The sequence below is a fragment of the Opitutus sp. ER46 genome (assembly GCF_003054705.1).
Classification (GTDB): Bacteria; Verrucomicrobiota; Verrucomicrobiia; order Opitutales; family Opitutaceae; genus ER46.
The window spans coordinates 41411-55901 of the sequence record NZ_QAYX01000021.1; the positions used below are offsets into that span (position 1 = coordinate 41411).

A 14491-nucleotide genomic window follows, 5' to 3' on the forward strand; every position below is an offset into this window, starting at 1 on the left:
GGCCAGCGCACGCCGGGCTAGTAGAACTTGGCGAGGTCCATGCCCTGGTAGAGGGCGGCGACCTCCTTTTCGTAGCCGTTGAACATGAGGGTGCGCTGGCGGCGGCCGAGCGCGCCGCCGGCGCCGATCACGCGCTCGCTCGCCTGCGACCAGCGCGGGTGGTCGACCTTGGGGTTTACGTTGGCGAAGAAGCCGTATTCGCGGGCGGCCATCACGTTCCACGTGTTGCGCGGCTGCTTCGCGACGAACTCCACCTTCACGATCGATTTGATGCCCTTGAACCCGTACTTCCACGGCACGACCAGCCGCAGCGGCGCGCCGTTCTGGTTCGGGATCGCGCGCCCGTAGATGCCGGTCGCGATGAACGCGAGATCGTGCCGGGCCTCGTCGAGCCGCAGCCCCTCGACATACGGCCAGTCGAGCGTGCCGGTGCGCTGGCCGGGGATGTTCTTCGGGTCCAGCACCGTGGTGAACTTCACGTACTTCGCGTCCTCGGTGGGGTCGGCGAGCGCGACCAGTTTCGCCAGCGGAAAGCCGTCCCACGGGATCACCATCGACCATGCCTCGACGCAGCGGAACCGATACACCCGCTGCTCGAGGCCGCCGACCTTCGCGATGAGGTCGTTGACGTCGATCTTGGCGGGGTTGCGGCAGAGGCCGGCGAGCTCGACGGTCCACGGCTCGGTCTTCCAGCCCTTGTTGGCGGCCTCGACCGGGTCGGACTTGTCGGTGCCGAACTCGTAGAAGTTGTTGTAACTCGTGATGAGCTCGTAGGGCGTGGGCTTCAGCTCGGGGTCGCGGTAAGCGCGGTTGACCTTGGCGGGAAACCCGGCGGTGGCGGCGCGGAGGGCTGGCGGCAGGAGCGAGGTGGCGGCCAGCCCGAGGCCGAGCGTTTTGAGAAAGTCGCGCCGGGCCGGGCCGGCGTCGCTGCGGGGACGTTGCGCGTAGTCGGCCTCGGGCGTGGCGGCGGACTCGGGCAATTCCCAGGATTTGGGGGAGCGGATGAGCATGGGAACAGCCAACCGCCGGGACACGCCCGGCGGTTGGCTGAGGAAATCGCTACGCGATTTCTGGGAAAGGGGAAGGCGGGGGATCAGTTTTTGGGTCTGGGGAGGCGGGGAGCGGTGCCCGCCGGCGGAGGGAGGGGCGCGGGGCGTGGGGGGCTGATTCCCGCAAATGCGCGGGGCGAGGGTCCGACTGCAGCGAAAGAAAGGCGGGCGGGCGAGGCGGGCGGCGAGGCCGCCGCCGGCGGCGGGCGTCACCACTTGCCGCGGAGGCCGGCGTAGGCGAACCACCTGAATATTAGGCGGATTCGCGGTATCGAAACCGTATTTCGTGCTGGGCATCCGCCCCACCTTCTGTGATGGGTGGCGTCCCGCGCATCGGCCCGGGGTTATATATGTCACTTTGGGAATACAAAGTCATCACGAGCGGCAAGGGCGGCTTTGCGACGCCGGCCTTGCTGGAGAAGTTCCTCAACGACCTCGGACGCGAGGAGTGGGAGATCATTCAATTTCACACGCAGCCGGACAACTTCCTGGCCTTCACCGGCCTGGCCCGTCGGCCGACGCAGCGTGACTGGACCCTGGAGGATGCGGCGGCGGCGGCGGCGAAAGCCGAAGCCGACAAGCTGCGCGCCGAGTTCGAGGCCAAGTTCAAGGCGGCCACGACCACGGCGGCGGCCGGCACCGAAGAGGCCCCTGCCAGCTTCCTCGAGGAGAAGGTCGCGCCCGACGACGGCCTGCGGAAGCTCGTCGACACGTCGCGCGATGCGGATGCCGATGCCGACGAGGACGAGAAGGACGAGGACGATTGGGACAAGCTCACCGCCGCCGAGGAGGACGAGCTGCCGACGTTCTTTGACGCGATCAAGCCGCACATGCGCCGCAACCAGCGCGGCCCGGGCATGTCGGTCGGCGTCGATTACCTCGCGAAGAAGTGGGACCAGTCCGAGGAGGACCTGAAGGGTGCGCTTGTCGAGTGCGGCTTCACCATCCCCGAGGACGAGGATGCGAAGGCCGAGTACCTGGAATTCGAAGGCGACCTTTACTGGATCAACGTCAACCGCCGCGGCGAACTCTGGATCAACACCAAGGAGAAGCCGCGTCCGGTCTTCCGCGCCGTGAAGGCGCAGAAGATCGCCGTCGAGGAGCCCGCCGAGGCGCCGAAGCAGGAAGGTCGCGGACGGCGCCACGAGGAGCGTGCCCAGAAAACGGAGACGGTGCCGAAGCCCGAGGGCGAGGCGTCGGCACCCGCCGCCACCGAGGCAGGCGCAGCCCCGGCTGGGACCGAGGCTCCGGCGGCTGCGGAAGCGGCGCCCGAGGCGGCGACGCCCGGCCAGCCGCTGCCGGAAGGCCCGGCGTTGCTCGAGAAGATTCGTCCACTCATGCGCCGCAATCGCCGGGGACCCGGTGGTTCGGGCAGTGCGAGTTTCCTGTCCCGCGCGCTCAAGTGCCGCGAAGCCGACCTGGTGGCCGGGTTCAAGGCGCTCGGCCTGGTCGTGCCGGCCTCGGCCAACGAGAAGCCGGTGAACGTCGAGATCGGCGGCAGCATCTGGTGGGTGAACGTCGATTCGCGGGGCAACGTGTGGATCAACGGTCGCGACAAGAAGCCGGGTGAAACGATCGAGTCCGGTGTGGCGTCCGCCGATGCGAGCGCGACGCCGACGACGGAAGGCGCTGCCGCCCCTGCGGCGACGGAACCGGCCACCGATTCTGCTGCGCCCGTGGTGCCGGCTGAGTCCGTGCCCGCATCCGCCACGCCTGTTGCGGTGCCCGCGCCCGAGGTTGCGCCGGCCGCGACCGTCGAAGCGGCGGCTACGACCGTCGCTCCGACCGAGCCCGCTCCCGTGTCCGCTGCCGAGCCTGCAGTCGCCGCGGCATCGTCGCCTTCCGCCGAAGCGTCGGCTCCGGCGCCGGTCGAAGCGCCCGTCAATCCCACGCTCGCCTCGGTGCGTGGCCTCCTGAAGGAGACCCGTTCCGGTGCGCTCGCCGGGAAGTTGGAGCGTCTCGCCGCCGACGTCGGCAAGTCCCCGGAGGAATTCGCGGCGCTGATGGTTTCCACGGGACTCATCGTGCCGGACAAGCCGCGCGAGAAGCCGGTGTACGTGGCGAGCGGCGCCGAGCAGTTCTGGCTGAGCCGCAACGCCCGCGGTGAGCTCTGGCTCAACGCCAAGCCCGCGCGCAAGGCCGACACCGACGAATCTGAGACCGACGGCGAAGCCGAAGCCGACGCCGGCGACCGCAAGACCCGCCGCCCGCGCAGCCGCCGCAGCAAGAGCGACGAAGGCTCGACCGAGTCCTGAGTCGTTGCCCCGCCTGCCCCCTCCGTCACATTCCCATGACGGAGCCGGATCTGTGATTTCCTACCTAAGATCCTAATCATCAGTGGCATTGCCCCATTCTGACGCCGTGCCAAAGGCGCGGCGTCAGAGGAAACCAATTGGCGGCGGTCGCGTCTAACCGCGCCATGAGCCCGAACCTGTTGCGTGGTTCCCTGCGGTCGCTGCGGGGTGGACTTCGGCTAGCCGGCGTCGCTTCGGCGCTGGCTTTGGCGCTGCCGCTGTGGGCGGAAGACGCCGCGACGGCCCCCGTCCCGCCGGGCGCCTTGGTGGAGCGGCCCTTGACGCCGGCCACGAACGACACGCCGGACGAGCAGCCTTCGATGCAGCACGTCTGGGTGCCCGGGCACTGGCGCTGGAGCCAGGGCTCGTACGTCTGGGTCGCGGGCGACTGGCAACTGCCCCCGGTGCCGCAGGCGTCCTGGATCCAACCGAGTTGGGAGCAGCGTCCGGGTGGCTACGTCCTGCGCGAAGGCTTCTGGCAGCAGAATCCGCCGCCGACGCCGAGCGCCTCCGCCCCGGCGAGCGTGACCGAGATTGCCACGACGCAGCCGCCACCTCCGCCGCGGGCCGAGGCGATTCCGGAGCGGCCCTCGCCGGCGCACATTTGGATGCCGGGCTTTTGGGACTGGAAGGACAACCAGTTCGTGTGGGTCGTGGGGCGCTGGGAGAACGCGCCGCGCGCGAACCTCGTGTGGATCGCACCGCGCTGGGAGTCGCGCGGGGATCGCTTCGTCCTGGTGTCGGGTTATTGGCGCGAAACCGTGACCGTCGCGACGCCGGTTCCGGCTCCGGTCCCGGCCGCGCCCGCTCCCGTGGTCGTCACCCAGCCCACCCCGGCGCCGCAGGTGGTCGTGGTCTCGGCCCCGCCGCCGCCGCGCCATGAGATCGTGTACGCGCGACCCTCCCCGCACCACGTCTGGGTGGGCGGCTACTGGGCGTGGCGCGGCGATCGCTACGTGTGGGTATCCGGACACTGGACACGTCCGCCCCGCGGCCATGGCGTGTGGGTCGAGCCGCGCTGGGAGCACCGCGGCGGCAGCTACATCTTCATCAGCGGCCACTGGCGGTGAGGGCACGGCCAAGGGCGGTAAGCTTTAGGCGGTAAGCGGTAAGCTGTAGGCTATAAGCGTCCGTCCCTCTCTCACCCCGCACTTTCACTCTCACTTCGCCGGCGCGATCGCGCCGGCGAGCGGCACGCGCTGGGAGGTCCGCGCGGCGGCGTAGATGGCCTCGATGATGGCGAGGTCGCGGCGGCCCATCTCGCCGGAAACGCGGGAAGCGCGGTGCTCCTGCACGCAGAGCGCGAAGTCGTCCATCTGGCGCGCCTGCTGGTTGACGGACTCGAAGTGGAGCGGTCCACGGCTCGTGCGGGCGCGCAGGCCGCCGTACGAGTACGCGGGGGCCATCTCGATCCAGCCGTGCGCGGCGTCGGCGCGCAGCTTGTTGGCCTGCTCCTGGTAACTCGTCCGCCCCTCGGCGTGGGCGCCGTCGGCAAACTCGAGCGTCCAGGCGATCGTCTCCTCGACGTCGGCGAACAGGTCGGGCCGCTGCTTCTCGATCTCGCGCGCGGTGACGGCGACGGGCATGACGAGGGGCTGGCCGGCCACGGCCGGGCCGCCGACGGCCATGCACGCGCCCTGGATCACGTAGATGCCGAGGTCCATGAGCGGGCCGCCGCCGGCGAGCGCCTTCTGCGCGCGCCAGACGCGTCGGTTCAGGTTGAAGGAGAAGGCGCCGTCGACGCGCTGGAACGGCCCGAACTCCCGCGCCTGCGCGAGCCGCATGAGTTCGCCGGCGTAGGGGTCGAAATGCATCCGGTAGCCGATCGAGAGCTGCACGCCAGCCTGGCGGCAGGCGGCGATCATGGCGTCGCACTCCGCCACGCTGATCGCCATCGGCTTTTCGCAGATCACGTGTTTGCCGGCGCGGGCCGCGGCGATCGTGTGCTCGGCGTGGAGGGCATTGGGCGTGACGACGTACACGATGTCGATGTCGGGGTTGTCGGCCAACCGGGTCATCGTGTCGTAGCCGTACACGTTCTTCTCGGGGAAGCCGTGCTGGCGGGCCCAGGCGAGGCCCTTGGCGCGGTCGCCGGTGACGACGCCGGCGAGGCGGCAATGCCGGGTCTCACGCAGCGCCGGCGCCAACTGGCCGGTGCTGTAGCCACCGAGGCCGACGAGGGCGACGCCGAGTTTCCGGGCGGCGGGGTCGGCGGCAAAGGAGCGGGAGGAGGGAAGCATGGCGACAGCCGCACCGGCGGCGACGTGGCCGACGAATTGCCGGCGCGAGAGCGAAGGTGAAAAGGACACGGGGGACGGGGAGTGAGGGTGTGAGGGAAAGTGAAGGTGGAAGTGAGCGAAAGGAAAGTGGCGCGGCCACTGGCGGGTGGAAAACAGGCGGCGGCGGGGCTGGCCGGAAAACTGGCGCGGGCGAAAAGCGGCCGCTTGTGCGGCGGATGGCGGACCGTTTAGCGTGTGGGCCTCATGTTCACCGGCATCGTCACTGGCGTATTTCCCATTGCCTCGCTCACCCGGAAGCCCGGCCTGGCGTCCTTTGCGGTGGAGCTCGACGCGCGGCATCTCGAAGGCCTCGCGATTGGCGCGAGCGTAAGCCTCAACGGCGTCTGCATGACGGTGACGAAGCTCGAGGGCACGCGCGCGCACTTCGACGCGGCGGCGGAGACTCTCAAGCGCACCACGCTCGGTCAGCTCGAGGTCGGCAGCCGGATCAATGTCGAGCGCTCGGCGAAGACCGGGGTGGAGATTGGCGGCCACCCGACCAGCGGCCACGTCGACGGGATGCTGGAGATCGTCGCGCTGGAGCGGCCGGAGAACAACTGCGTGCTGACGTTCCAGATTCCGCCCGACTACACGCGCTACGTCTTCAACAAGGGCTTCATTTCGCTCAACGGCTGCAGCCTTACGGTCTGCGACCTCGACAAGGCGACGGGCCGGTTCCGGGTGTACCTGATTCCCGAGACCCTGCGCCTCACGACGTTCGGCGAGGCCAAGGTCGGAGACCGCGTGAACTTCGAGATCGACCGTCAGACCCAGGTGATCGTCGACACCATCTTCGCCGCCATGGCGGCGGTGAAGGGGGCGTGAGGGAATGAGGGAGTAGGGGAATGAGGGACTGAGGGGCCGAGCTGGGGCGGCTGAAATAGTGGGCGGGGGGCCCGGCGAATCACTTTTTGCGCACGGGCGGTTCGTTGCTACACTGCGACGTGAATCCGCCCGTTTGTGATCCAGCGATCGGCGCGGCTCCGGCTCGCCGTCCACCCCACCGGCTTCGCCCGGCGTTTTCTACGATCTGGCGCGTGCTTCTCGTGACGGGCTGCCTCGGCGGCCTGACGTCTCTCGCGCGCGCCGGAGGCGAAATCTTCTGGTATCCGTTTGCCCGCGCCTGGGGCAGTCCTTCGGAGGCGGAACTGGCGAAGTGTCGCCAGGCGTACCGCCAGCTCAAGGGGGAGGCGGCGACGGAACCGTTGCTCGCGCTGCCGGTGCTGGTCGTGAAGCAGAGCGCGCCGCCGCGGTGGCGTGCCGACCTGGCCCGGCCCTGTGCCCGCGGGGTGGCGACCGCGCTGCACCGGCGCGTGACCTGCTTGGCGGAAGCGCCGGACGTCGCGCCGGCCGAGCTGGGCCACAACCAATTGCGCTATGCGTGGGCGCGGGCCCGCGAATATGCCGCGTTTGTAGCCCGCCAGCCGGCTGAGCCCGGCCACCGGGTGTTTGCTGAAGTCTGGGTGAACCGCGGCAACGTTGCGGCGCTGCACGTGTTCGTTATCTCCCCCGCCGGACAGATCGCGTACTGCCGGTGGTGGAATTCCCACCAATTCGGGCCGCGGCTGTCGTTTGGCGACGGCGACTGGATCCCGTTCTTGGTGGACCAAATCCACCGGGATTTCGCCCGCTCCGCCGAGGAGCTGTTTCCGCCGTACGGCGTGGGATAGGGCGCCACGGCGCACGACGCGACTGAGTGCCAGCGCCGGAGGCGCCAGCCGCATTGGCTTCGAAAAGCGGGGCATACCCGTCGCCGCCGGACTCCTTCGGCAGCCGAGATAACACGCCAAATCTGGCGCATTATCCCCGATAACACGCCAAATTTGGCGTGTTATCTCGGTTTCGGCTGTCAGCGGTCGGGGCGCCTACCTGGGCCATTCGGGTGCCTTGACCCCTGACGCCGGGGCGAACGCGACGGCCCTGCCGCCGGCTGGAGGTGCGAACGGGGCCGCCGACGCGGCGCGCGTTTTTGCCCTAGACCCGTCTATGGCTTCACGGGGCAGGGTCGCGGGATGCGTTGCCTGTCCTGCCCCAATTTCTCCCGCGGTCGGTCGATCGCGGCCCGGCCATGAAGAAGCTCCTGGCCGGGTTACTGCTCGTCGGCCTCGCCGGCGGCGTCTGCCTCCTGCACTTCGGTGCGCGGCCGGTCGAGCCGGCTGCGTCCTCCGGCGTGGAGACGGTGATCGTGGCGCGCCGTGACCTCGGGCTGACGGTGAAGGCGACCGGCGTGATCAAGCCGCGCGTGGGCGCCGAGGTGCGCGTCGGCTCGCGGCTGTCCGGCGTCGTCAACCGCTTGTACGTCCAGGTCGGTGACGCGGTGACCGCGGGCCAGTTGCTGGCGGAGCTCGATGTGCGGGACCTGGTGGCGCGCCGCCATGAGGCCGAGGCGACGCTCGAGCGGGCGCTGGCCGAGCTGCGCTATGCGGACGCGACGCTGCAGCGCCACCGGACGCTGCGGGCGGCGCAGGCGGTTTCGGCCGACGACCTGGAGGTGGCGGAGCGCGCGGGTGCGGTGGCCCGCCAGCAGGTGGCGGTGGCGCGCGCGTCGCTGGCCTACGCGGCGACGCAGGTCGATTACGCCCGGATCGTCGCGCCGATCAGCGGGGTGGTGGCGTCGGTGGCGACGCAGGAGGGCGAAACGGTGTCCGCGAGCCTCGCGGCGCCGACGTTCGTGACGCTGATCGATCTCTCGCGCCTCGAAGTGTGGGCCTATGTCGACGAGACCGACATCGGGCGTATCCAGCTCGGCCAGACGGCACGGTTCACGGTCGATACGTACGGCGAGGAGGAGTTCGCCGGGGTGGTGACGGCGATCTACCCCAAGGCGGAGATCCGGGACAACGTCGTGAACTACATCACGGTGGTGCGCTTCGAGCCGCCGGCGGGGCGCGTGCTCCGGCCCGAGATGACCGCGACCGTGCGCGTGACCATCACCGGACGGGCGAACGCCCTCGCCCTGCCGGCGCGAGCCGTCGGCTGGAATGGCGAGCAGGCATTCGTCCAGGTCGTGCGCGCCGATGGCACCACGGAGCCGCGGACAATCGGCGTGGGCGCCCGGGATGCGGAGTACGTGGAGATCACGACCGGGTTGCAGGAGGGCGAGCGCGTGCTCGCGAGCACTTTGGAGAAACCGAACCATGATTGACCTACACGAGATCAGAAAAACGTATCGCCGACCTGACGGCGGGACCGTCCAGGCGCTCGACGGCGTGTCGTTGCGCATCGCGCGCGGCGAATTTGTCGCGATCACCGGCGCGTCCGGCTGCGGCAAGTCCACGCTGATGAATATCCTCGGCTCGCTCGATCGACCGACGAGCGGCCGCTATCGCTTCGACGGCGAGGAGCTGGCGCAGCTGGGAGTCGCCGAACAGGCGCGGTTTCGCAACCGGCACCTCGGCTTCGTCTTCCAGGCGTTTCACCTGCTGCCGCGGACGAGCGCGCTGGAGAACGTGGAGCTGCCGCTGCTGTACGCGGACGGCGAGCCGCGCGCCGGCGCGGGCCGCCGGGCGCTCGAGGCCGTCGGGCTCGGCGACCGGACCCAACATGCGCCCGCCGAGCTATCGGGCGGGCAACAGCAACGCGTGGCGATCGCGCGGGCGCTGGTGAACGAGCCGGAGCTGCTCCTGGCGGACGAACCGACCGGCAATCTCGACCCGCAGGCCGCACAGGGGATTCTCGACCTGTTCGCGACGCTCAACGCCGCCGGCCGCACGATCGTGCTGGTGACGCATGACGCGACGGTGGCGGCGCGCGCGCAGCGGGTGATCCGCCTCGGCGCGGGTAAGGTGATGTCGGATACGGCGCGCGCGGCGGCGCCGGCGGTGACGGGAGGTGCGCGATGAGACCCGCCTCCTTCCTGCACCATGTCTTCGGCTCGCTGCGGCGGCACCGCCTGCGCAGCGGGTTCGTCATGCTCGCCAGCTTGGTCGGCGTGGCGGCGCTCACCTTCGTGCTCACGGCGGGGCAGGGCGCGCGCCGCAAGATGCTGACGACCGTGCGCCAGATCTTTGGCGACTCCTCGATCGTGGTGGTCACCGGCGGCATGCAGCTGATCAGCGGGCCGCGGGCCGACGCGGCGCGGCTGACGATCGACGACCTCGGCGCCGTGGCGAACGGCCTGCCGGGCGTCGTGGCGTGGGATCCGCAGCAGGTGGTGGTCGGCGCGGTGCGGCGCGGGAGCGCGTCCGCCACCGTGCGGGTGCTGGGTCAGTCTGAGCGCTCGCCCGAGGTGTGGTCGCGGCGGGCGGCGCGCGGCCGCTTCTTTGACGCCGCCGAAGTGAAGCGGTTGGAGCGCGTGGCGGTGATCGGCGAGACGGCGGCGCGCGAGCTCTTTGGCGCGACCGATCCGCTGCAGGGCGAGGTGATGATCGGCAGCGTGCCGTTCACGGTGATCGGCGTGCTGGAACGTTTCGGCACCGACCTGCACGGGATGGATCGGGACAACGAGATCGTGGTCCCGATCTCCACGCTGCAGCGCCGGGTCGCGAACGTGGACACGATCAGCGTGGCCAAGCTGCGGTTGCGCGACGGCGTGGCGCCGGAAGGCGTCACGGCCGAGGTGCGTTCGCGGCTGCGCGCGCGCCATGCGCTCACCGCCGGGCAGCCGGATGATTTCACGCTGCTCACGCCGCTCGAGATCCGGCAGCTCCTCGGAAAAATGGAGAAGCTGGTGACGCTCTACCTGCCGCTCGCGGCGCTCGTGATCCTGTTGGTGGGCGGCGTGGTGGCCGCGGCGCTGATGCTCGGGGCGGTGAACGCGCGCGTGGGCGAGATCGGACTGCGCCGGGCGGTCGGAGCGCAGCCGCGCGACATCGCGCGCCAGTTCCTGGCGGAATGCGCGATCACCATGGTCGGCGGCGGCGTGCTCGGGACGATCGTCGGCGCGGGCGCGGCGCAGTTGCTCGCGGCGCACCTGAAGTTCGGCCCGGTGTTCACCTGGTGGGCGGTGCTCGCGGGGCTCGCGCTGGCGCTGCTCACGGGTCTCCTGGCGGGCGTGCTCCCGGCGCGGCGCGCGGCCCGGCTGCTGCCCGTGGACGCGTTGCGATGAGATTCCGCCGGCGCATCACCTCCGCGCTGCGGCCGCTCCTGACCCACCCGCTGCGCACCACGCTGGCGGCGGCGGGAGTGGCCGTTGGCGTGGCTGCGTTCGTGGTCTCGCGGGCGATCGGCGGCGGCGCGGAGGCTGAAGTCGCGCGCACTGTCGAGGCGATGGGCACGGATCTCCTGCTGGTGAAACCGCTGCCCATGCCCCGGCGGGTGGCGCGGCGGGAGATCACGGGCCTGGCGCAGACGTTGCGCCCGGAGGATGCGGCCGCGCTGGCGCAGTTGCGGCTCGTGCGCGCGGTCGCGCCCGCGATCGAGGACACGCTGCGGGTGAAAGTGGGCGGGAGCGCGAGCCGGGTGAAGGTGCGCGGCACGACGCCCGAGTATCTGGAGCTCCGGCGGTACGAACTCGCCGCGGGGCGGGGCCTGACGGCGGACGACGAGCAACGCGCGGCGCGCGTGGCGGTGCTGGGTGCGGCGCTCGCGCAGCAGTTCTTTCCCCGCGGCGGAGCGCTGGGCGGGGAACTGCGCGTGCGCGGAGTGCCCTTTGAGATTGTCGGCGTATTGCGGGCGAAAGGGACGACTGCGGACGGCGCGGACCAGGATCAACTCGTGTTGGTGCCGCTGCGGACCGCGCTGCGCCGCGTGTTCAATGCGCGCGGGCTGACGTCCACCTATGTCGGCGTCACTGAGCCGGCGCGGTTGGCGGAGGCGGAGGAAAAGGTCGGCGCGCTGCTGCGCCGCCGGCACGGGCGGGCGGACGCGAAGCAGCCCGACGATTTTGCGGTGCAGAACACGGCGCGCACGCGGGCGTTTCAGCAGGAGATGACCGCGGCGTTGAGCAAGTACGGCGCGGGCCTGGCGGCGCTGGCGCTGGCGGTGGGCGGGGTGGGCGTGCTCGCGTTGATGTTCGTGGCGGTGCGGGAACGCACGAGCGAGATCGGGCTGCGGATCGCGATCGGGGCGGAGCCGAAGGACATCCTGTGGCAGTTTCTGATCGAGGCGGCACTGCTGGCGGTGGCCGGGTGGCTGGCCGGCGCTATCCTCGGCGGCGGCGCGTGCGCGCTGATCGCGTTGACGGCTTCGTGGCCGATGAGCGTGCCGACCGGCGCGGTGATCGGGGCGCTGCTGATGGCGCTTGGGATCGGACTCGGGTGCGGCGTACTCCCGGCGCGGGCGGCGGCGCGCATCCCGCCGATCGAGGCACTGACAAAGCGGTAAGCGGGAGGCTCCCGGAGAGAGCTTCCAACTTACCGCTGCGCATCGCCTATGGCTGGGCGGGGGAGGCGGGAATTATTCCCAGTAGCCCTCGTAGAAGCGCCACGCGCCGCTTTCCGGCTGCCACCGCGGCGGGACCCACACGGCGCCCGAGCGCGGCGGGATTTCCCAGTGGCCGGCGGTCCACTCATAGTGGTCGACGCGCCAGGACCAGTAGCCGGGGACCCATACGTGGTCGGACGACGGCCGGGCGGTGGGGATTTCCTGCTGGGCGACGGGCGGTTGTTGCATCACCACGATGGAGCTGCCGCCGGTGGGATTGGGCACGGTGGCGACGGCGGCGGCGGGATAGGTTGGAGTCGTCGTGTAGACGGTGGCCGGAGCCGCGGCGGGTGGGGGCGGCGGGGGCGCGGACACCAGCGTGGAGTCGGGTTCGGTCGCACAGCCGGCCAACAGCAGGCCGGCGGCGCCGCAGGCAATCAGCGCACCGATCGAGCCGGCGCGCGGCACAGCGTGGGGGAGGGATATGCGTTTCATGGCAGCCCGCAGACTCCCGAAATCGGCCGGGGTTCGCGTCCAGCTGTTTAGCCAACATGGGTTGTGCGCCCTAGAGCCGCCTGCGAGCCGCCTGCGGACCTGGGTCCGCAGGCGGCTTAGCAAAATGGCTGCGCCATTTTGGGGGAGGGGACGCGCGCCGGGGCGGGCACGAAGAGCGTTGCCTAAGGGCGCGCCGATGGCTTCGTTCAGCCCCCAAAAACTCCATGCAACGCACTCTCGTCAAAGACGCCCTGAATGCGACCGCGCCGAGCGACGCCATCGTGCTCGAAGGCTGGGTCCGCACGCGGCGCGACGCCAAGGCCTTCTCCTTCATCGAGCTGAACGACGGCTCATCGTTCAAAGGCATCCAGGTCATCGCCAATGCCTCGCTGCCCGACTACGCGCACATCGACAAGGTGACCACCGGCGCGTCGATTCGCATCCAAGGCAAACTCGTCGCCTCCCAAGGCCAGGGGCAGAAGTGGGAAGTGGTGGCGGACAGCTTCACGGTGGTGGGCGAGGCCGATGCCACGTATCCGCTGCAAAAGAAGGGGCACACGTTGGAGTTCCTGCGCGAGATCGCGCACCTGCGTCCGCGGTCGAACCTGTTCGGCGCGGTGTTCCGGGTGCGGAGCCGGCTGGCGTACGCGGTGCACCAGTTTTTCCAGTCGCGCAGCTTCTTCTACGTGCACACGCCGATCGTGACGGCGAGCGACTGCGAAGGCGCCGGCGAGATGTTCCGGGTGTCCACGCTCGATCCGAAGAATCCGCCGAAGACGCCGGAGGGCGCGATCGACTACAAACAAGACTTCTTTGCGCGCCCGACGTACCTGACCGTGAGCGGTCAGCTCGAGGCGGAGGTCTTCGCCTGTGCGCTGTCGAACGTGTACACGTTTGGCCCGACCTTCCGCGCGGAGAACTCCAACACCTCGCGGCATGCGGCCGAGTTCTGGATGATCGAGCCCGAGATGGCGTTCTGCGACCTGCAGGGCGACATGGCGCTGGCGGAGGACTTCGTGAAGTACCTCATCCGCGATGCGAAGGAGCACTGCGCGGCGGACCTGGAGTTCTTCTCCAAGTTCGTGGACAAGGAGCTCCTGAGCCGGCTCGACTTCGTGCTCGAGCGGCCCTTCCAGCGCTGCTCGTACACCGAGGCGATCGACATTCTCAACAAGAGCGGCCGCAAGTGGGACCACCCGGTGATCTGGGGCGACAACATGCAGAGCGAGCACGAGCGCTACCTCGCCGAGGAGCACTTCAAGTGCCCGGTGACGGTCTACAACTACCCGCGCACGCTAAAGCCGTTCTACATGCGCGTGAATGAGGACGGGAAGACGGTGGCCGCGATGGATCTGCTGGTGCCCGGCATCGGCGAGATCATCGGTGGCAGCCAGCGCGAGGAGCGGCTCGACGTGCTGCGCGAGAACATGGCCCACCATAAACTCAGCGAGAAGGACTACTGGTGGTACCTGGACCTGCGGAAGTACGGCAGCGTCCCGCACGCCGGCTTCGGCATGGGCTTCGAGCGCATGCTGATGTTCGTGACCGGCGTGGGTAACATCCGCGACGTCCTCCCCTTTGCCCGCACCCCGGGAACGGCGGAGTTCTGAGGCCGGAGGCCGGGGGCCAGATGTCGGATGTCAGACGTCAGAGGTCAGAACCCTGACGGCCACTGATGACGGCTGGGACTGGCTGGCTGGCGCGTTCTCGTTCTCGTTCTCGTTCTCGTTCTCGTTCTCGTTCTCGACGCTCGGCGGCTAGCCGGGAATCGACGACGGGGCAATGGACGAGAACAGGGACGAAGCGCGCTGCGCGGCCTAAGCACGCGGCGGCGGGCGCGTGACGCTTCCGGACAGTATCCGGACATTATTCCGAGTATCTGGACATTATCCCGTAAGTGTCCCGACTCGGGGTGATTATAATTGTTACGCTCGGCCCCTGGGCTCCTGGCGGACGCCGTTTCCGGGGGGCGGCCGGCCGGTCTGAGAGAACGAGAACGATTTCGAGAACGAGTGAGGCCCCGCACCGGGCTTCTATTCTGACATCTGACGTCTGATTTCTGACATCTGGC

At 69.6% G+C, this 14491-nt stretch carries 12 protein-coding genes; 9 read left to right on the forward strand and 3 right to left on the reverse strand.

All coding sequences use genetic code 11. The annotated features are described in order from the left end of the window. Positions 1-17: 17 nt before the first annotated feature. Positions 18-1010, reverse strand: a complete 993-nt coding sequence (msrP, locus tag DB354_RS08695) for a protein-methionine-sulfoxide reductase catalytic subunit MsrP (protein ID WP_107835068.1) — start codon at positions 1008-1010, stop codon at positions 18-20. A gap of 389 nt (positions 1011-1399) precedes the next feature. Here msrP and DB354_RS08700 point away from each other — a divergent pair, with 389 nt between their 5' ends. Beyond that, positions 1400-3304 carry a DUF4177 domain-containing protein gene (locus DB354_RS08700; protein ID WP_107835565.1) on the forward strand — a complete coding sequence of 635 codons (1905 nt, stop codon included), beginning with the start codon at positions 1400-1402 and terminating at the stop codon, positions 3302-3304. Positions 3305-3468: 164 nt separating this feature from the next. After that, complete coding sequence (locus DB354_RS08705; protein ID WP_107835069.1) at positions 3469-4413, forward strand: YXWGXW repeat-containing protein; 945 nt, start codon at positions 3469-3471, stop codon at positions 4411-4413. Between the two features lie 90 nt (positions 4414-4503). Here DB354_RS08705 and DB354_RS08710 read toward each other — a convergent pair whose 3' ends face one another. Then, on the reverse strand, positions 4504-5652 hold the full coding sequence (locus DB354_RS08710) for a Gfo/Idh/MocA family oxidoreductase (RefSeq protein ID WP_199226815.1): 1149 nt from the start codon (positions 5650-5652) through the stop codon (positions 4504-4506). A gap of 174 nt (positions 5653-5826) precedes the next feature. Here DB354_RS08710 and DB354_RS08715 point away from each other — a divergent pair, with 174 nt between their 5' ends. The 6 genes from DB354_RS08715 to DB354_RS08740 all read left to right on the forward strand — a co-directional run bounded on the left by DB354_RS08715 (position 5827) and on the right by DB354_RS08740 (position 11886). Then, on the forward strand, positions 5827-6447 hold the full coding sequence (locus DB354_RS08715; protein ID WP_107835070.1) for a riboflavin synthase subunit alpha: 621 nt from the start codon (positions 5827-5829) through the stop codon (positions 6445-6447). 212 nt (positions 6448-6659) lie between these two features. Continuing rightward, the gene (locus DB354_RS08720) at positions 6660-7292 is read left to right on the forward strand and encodes a hypothetical protein (protein WP_107835071.1); all 633 of its coding nucleotides are present in this window, start codon (positions 6660-6662) and stop codon (positions 7290-7292) included. Positions 7293-7690: 398 nt separating this feature from the next. Then, the gene (locus tag DB354_RS08725) at positions 7691-8767 is read left to right on the forward strand and encodes an efflux RND transporter periplasmic adaptor subunit (protein ID WP_107835072.1); all 1077 of its coding nucleotides are present in this window, start codon (positions 7691-7693) and stop codon (positions 8765-8767) included. Then, positions 8760-9464 (forward strand): ABC transporter ATP-binding protein, encoded by a 705-nt coding sequence (locus DB354_RS08730; RefSeq protein ID WP_107835073.1) that lies wholly within the window; start codon positions 8760-8762, stop codon positions 9462-9464. The genes DB354_RS08725 and DB354_RS08730 overlap by 8 nt, the downstream gene beginning before the upstream one ends. After that, positions 9461-10669 (forward strand): ABC transporter permease, encoded by a 1209-nt coding sequence (locus DB354_RS08735; RefSeq protein WP_107835074.1) that lies wholly within the window; start codon positions 9461-9463, stop codon positions 10667-10669. The genes DB354_RS08730 and DB354_RS08735 overlap by 4 nt, the downstream gene beginning before the upstream one ends. Next, a complete protein-coding gene (locus DB354_RS08740; RefSeq protein WP_107835075.1) occupies positions 10666-11886 on the forward strand; it encodes an ABC transporter permease in 1221 nt (406 codons plus the stop codon). Before DB354_RS08735 ends, DB354_RS08740 begins: the two co-directional genes overlap by 4 nt. A 72-nt stretch (positions 11887-11958) precedes the next feature. Here the strand turns inward: DB354_RS08740 and DB354_RS22895 are convergent, their stop codons facing one another. Then, positions 11959-12420: a YXWGXW repeat-containing protein gene (locus tag DB354_RS22895; RefSeq protein WP_107835076.1), complete on the reverse strand. Its 462-nt coding sequence runs from the start codon at positions 12418-12420 to the stop codon at positions 11959-11961. 224 nt (positions 12421-12644) lie between these two features. Between DB354_RS22895 and asnS the strand changes: the two genes are divergently transcribed. Then, the gene (gene asnS, locus DB354_RS08750; RefSeq protein ID WP_107835077.1) at positions 12645-14030 is read left to right on the forward strand and encodes an asparagine--tRNA ligase; all 1386 of its coding nucleotides are present in this window, start codon (positions 12645-12647) and stop codon (positions 14028-14030) included. The last annotated feature ends 461 nt before the right edge of the window (positions 14031-14491 follow it).

What these genes read in the sequence shown, in the direction of transcription:
- DB354_RS08725 (WP_107835072.1), top strand. Translation starts at nt 7,691, where the DNA reads ATGAAGAAGCTCCTGGCCGGGTTACTGCTCGTCGGCCTCGCCGGCGGC.
- DB354_RS08740 (WP_107835075.1), top strand. Translation starts at nt 10,666, where the DNA reads ATGAGATTCCGCCGGCGCATCACCTCCGCGCTGCGGCCGCTCCTGACC.
- DB354_RS08730 (WP_107835073.1), top strand. Translation starts at nt 8,760, where the DNA reads ATGATTGACCTACACGAGATCAGAAAAACGTATCGCCGACCTGACGGC.
- DB354_RS22895 (WP_107835076.1), bottom strand. Translation starts at nt 12,420, where the DNA reads ATGAAACGCATATCCCTCCCCCACGCTGTGCCGCGCGCCGGCTCGATC.
- DB354_RS08705 (WP_107835069.1), top strand. Translation starts at nt 3,469, where the DNA reads ATGAGCCCGAACCTGTTGCGTGGTTCCCTGCGGTCGCTGCGGGGTGGA.
- DB354_RS08735 (WP_107835074.1), top strand. Translation starts at nt 9,461, where the DNA reads ATGAGACCCGCCTCCTTCCTGCACCATGTCTTCGGCTCGCTGCGGCGG.
- DB354_RS08700 (WP_107835565.1), top strand. Translation starts at nt 1,400, where the DNA reads ATGTCACTTTGGGAATACAAAGTCATCACGAGCGGCAAGGGCGGCTTT.
- asnS (WP_107835077.1), top strand. Translation starts at nt 12,645, where the DNA reads ATGCAACGCACTCTCGTCAAAGACGCCCTGAATGCGACCGCGCCGAGC.
- DB354_RS08715 (WP_107835070.1), top strand. Translation starts at nt 5,827, where the DNA reads ATGTTCACCGGCATCGTCACTGGCGTATTTCCCATTGCCTCGCTCACC.
- msrP (WP_107835068.1), bottom strand. Translation starts at nt 1,010, where the DNA reads ATGCTCATCCGCTCCCCCAAATCCTGGGAATTGCCCGAGTCCGCCGCC.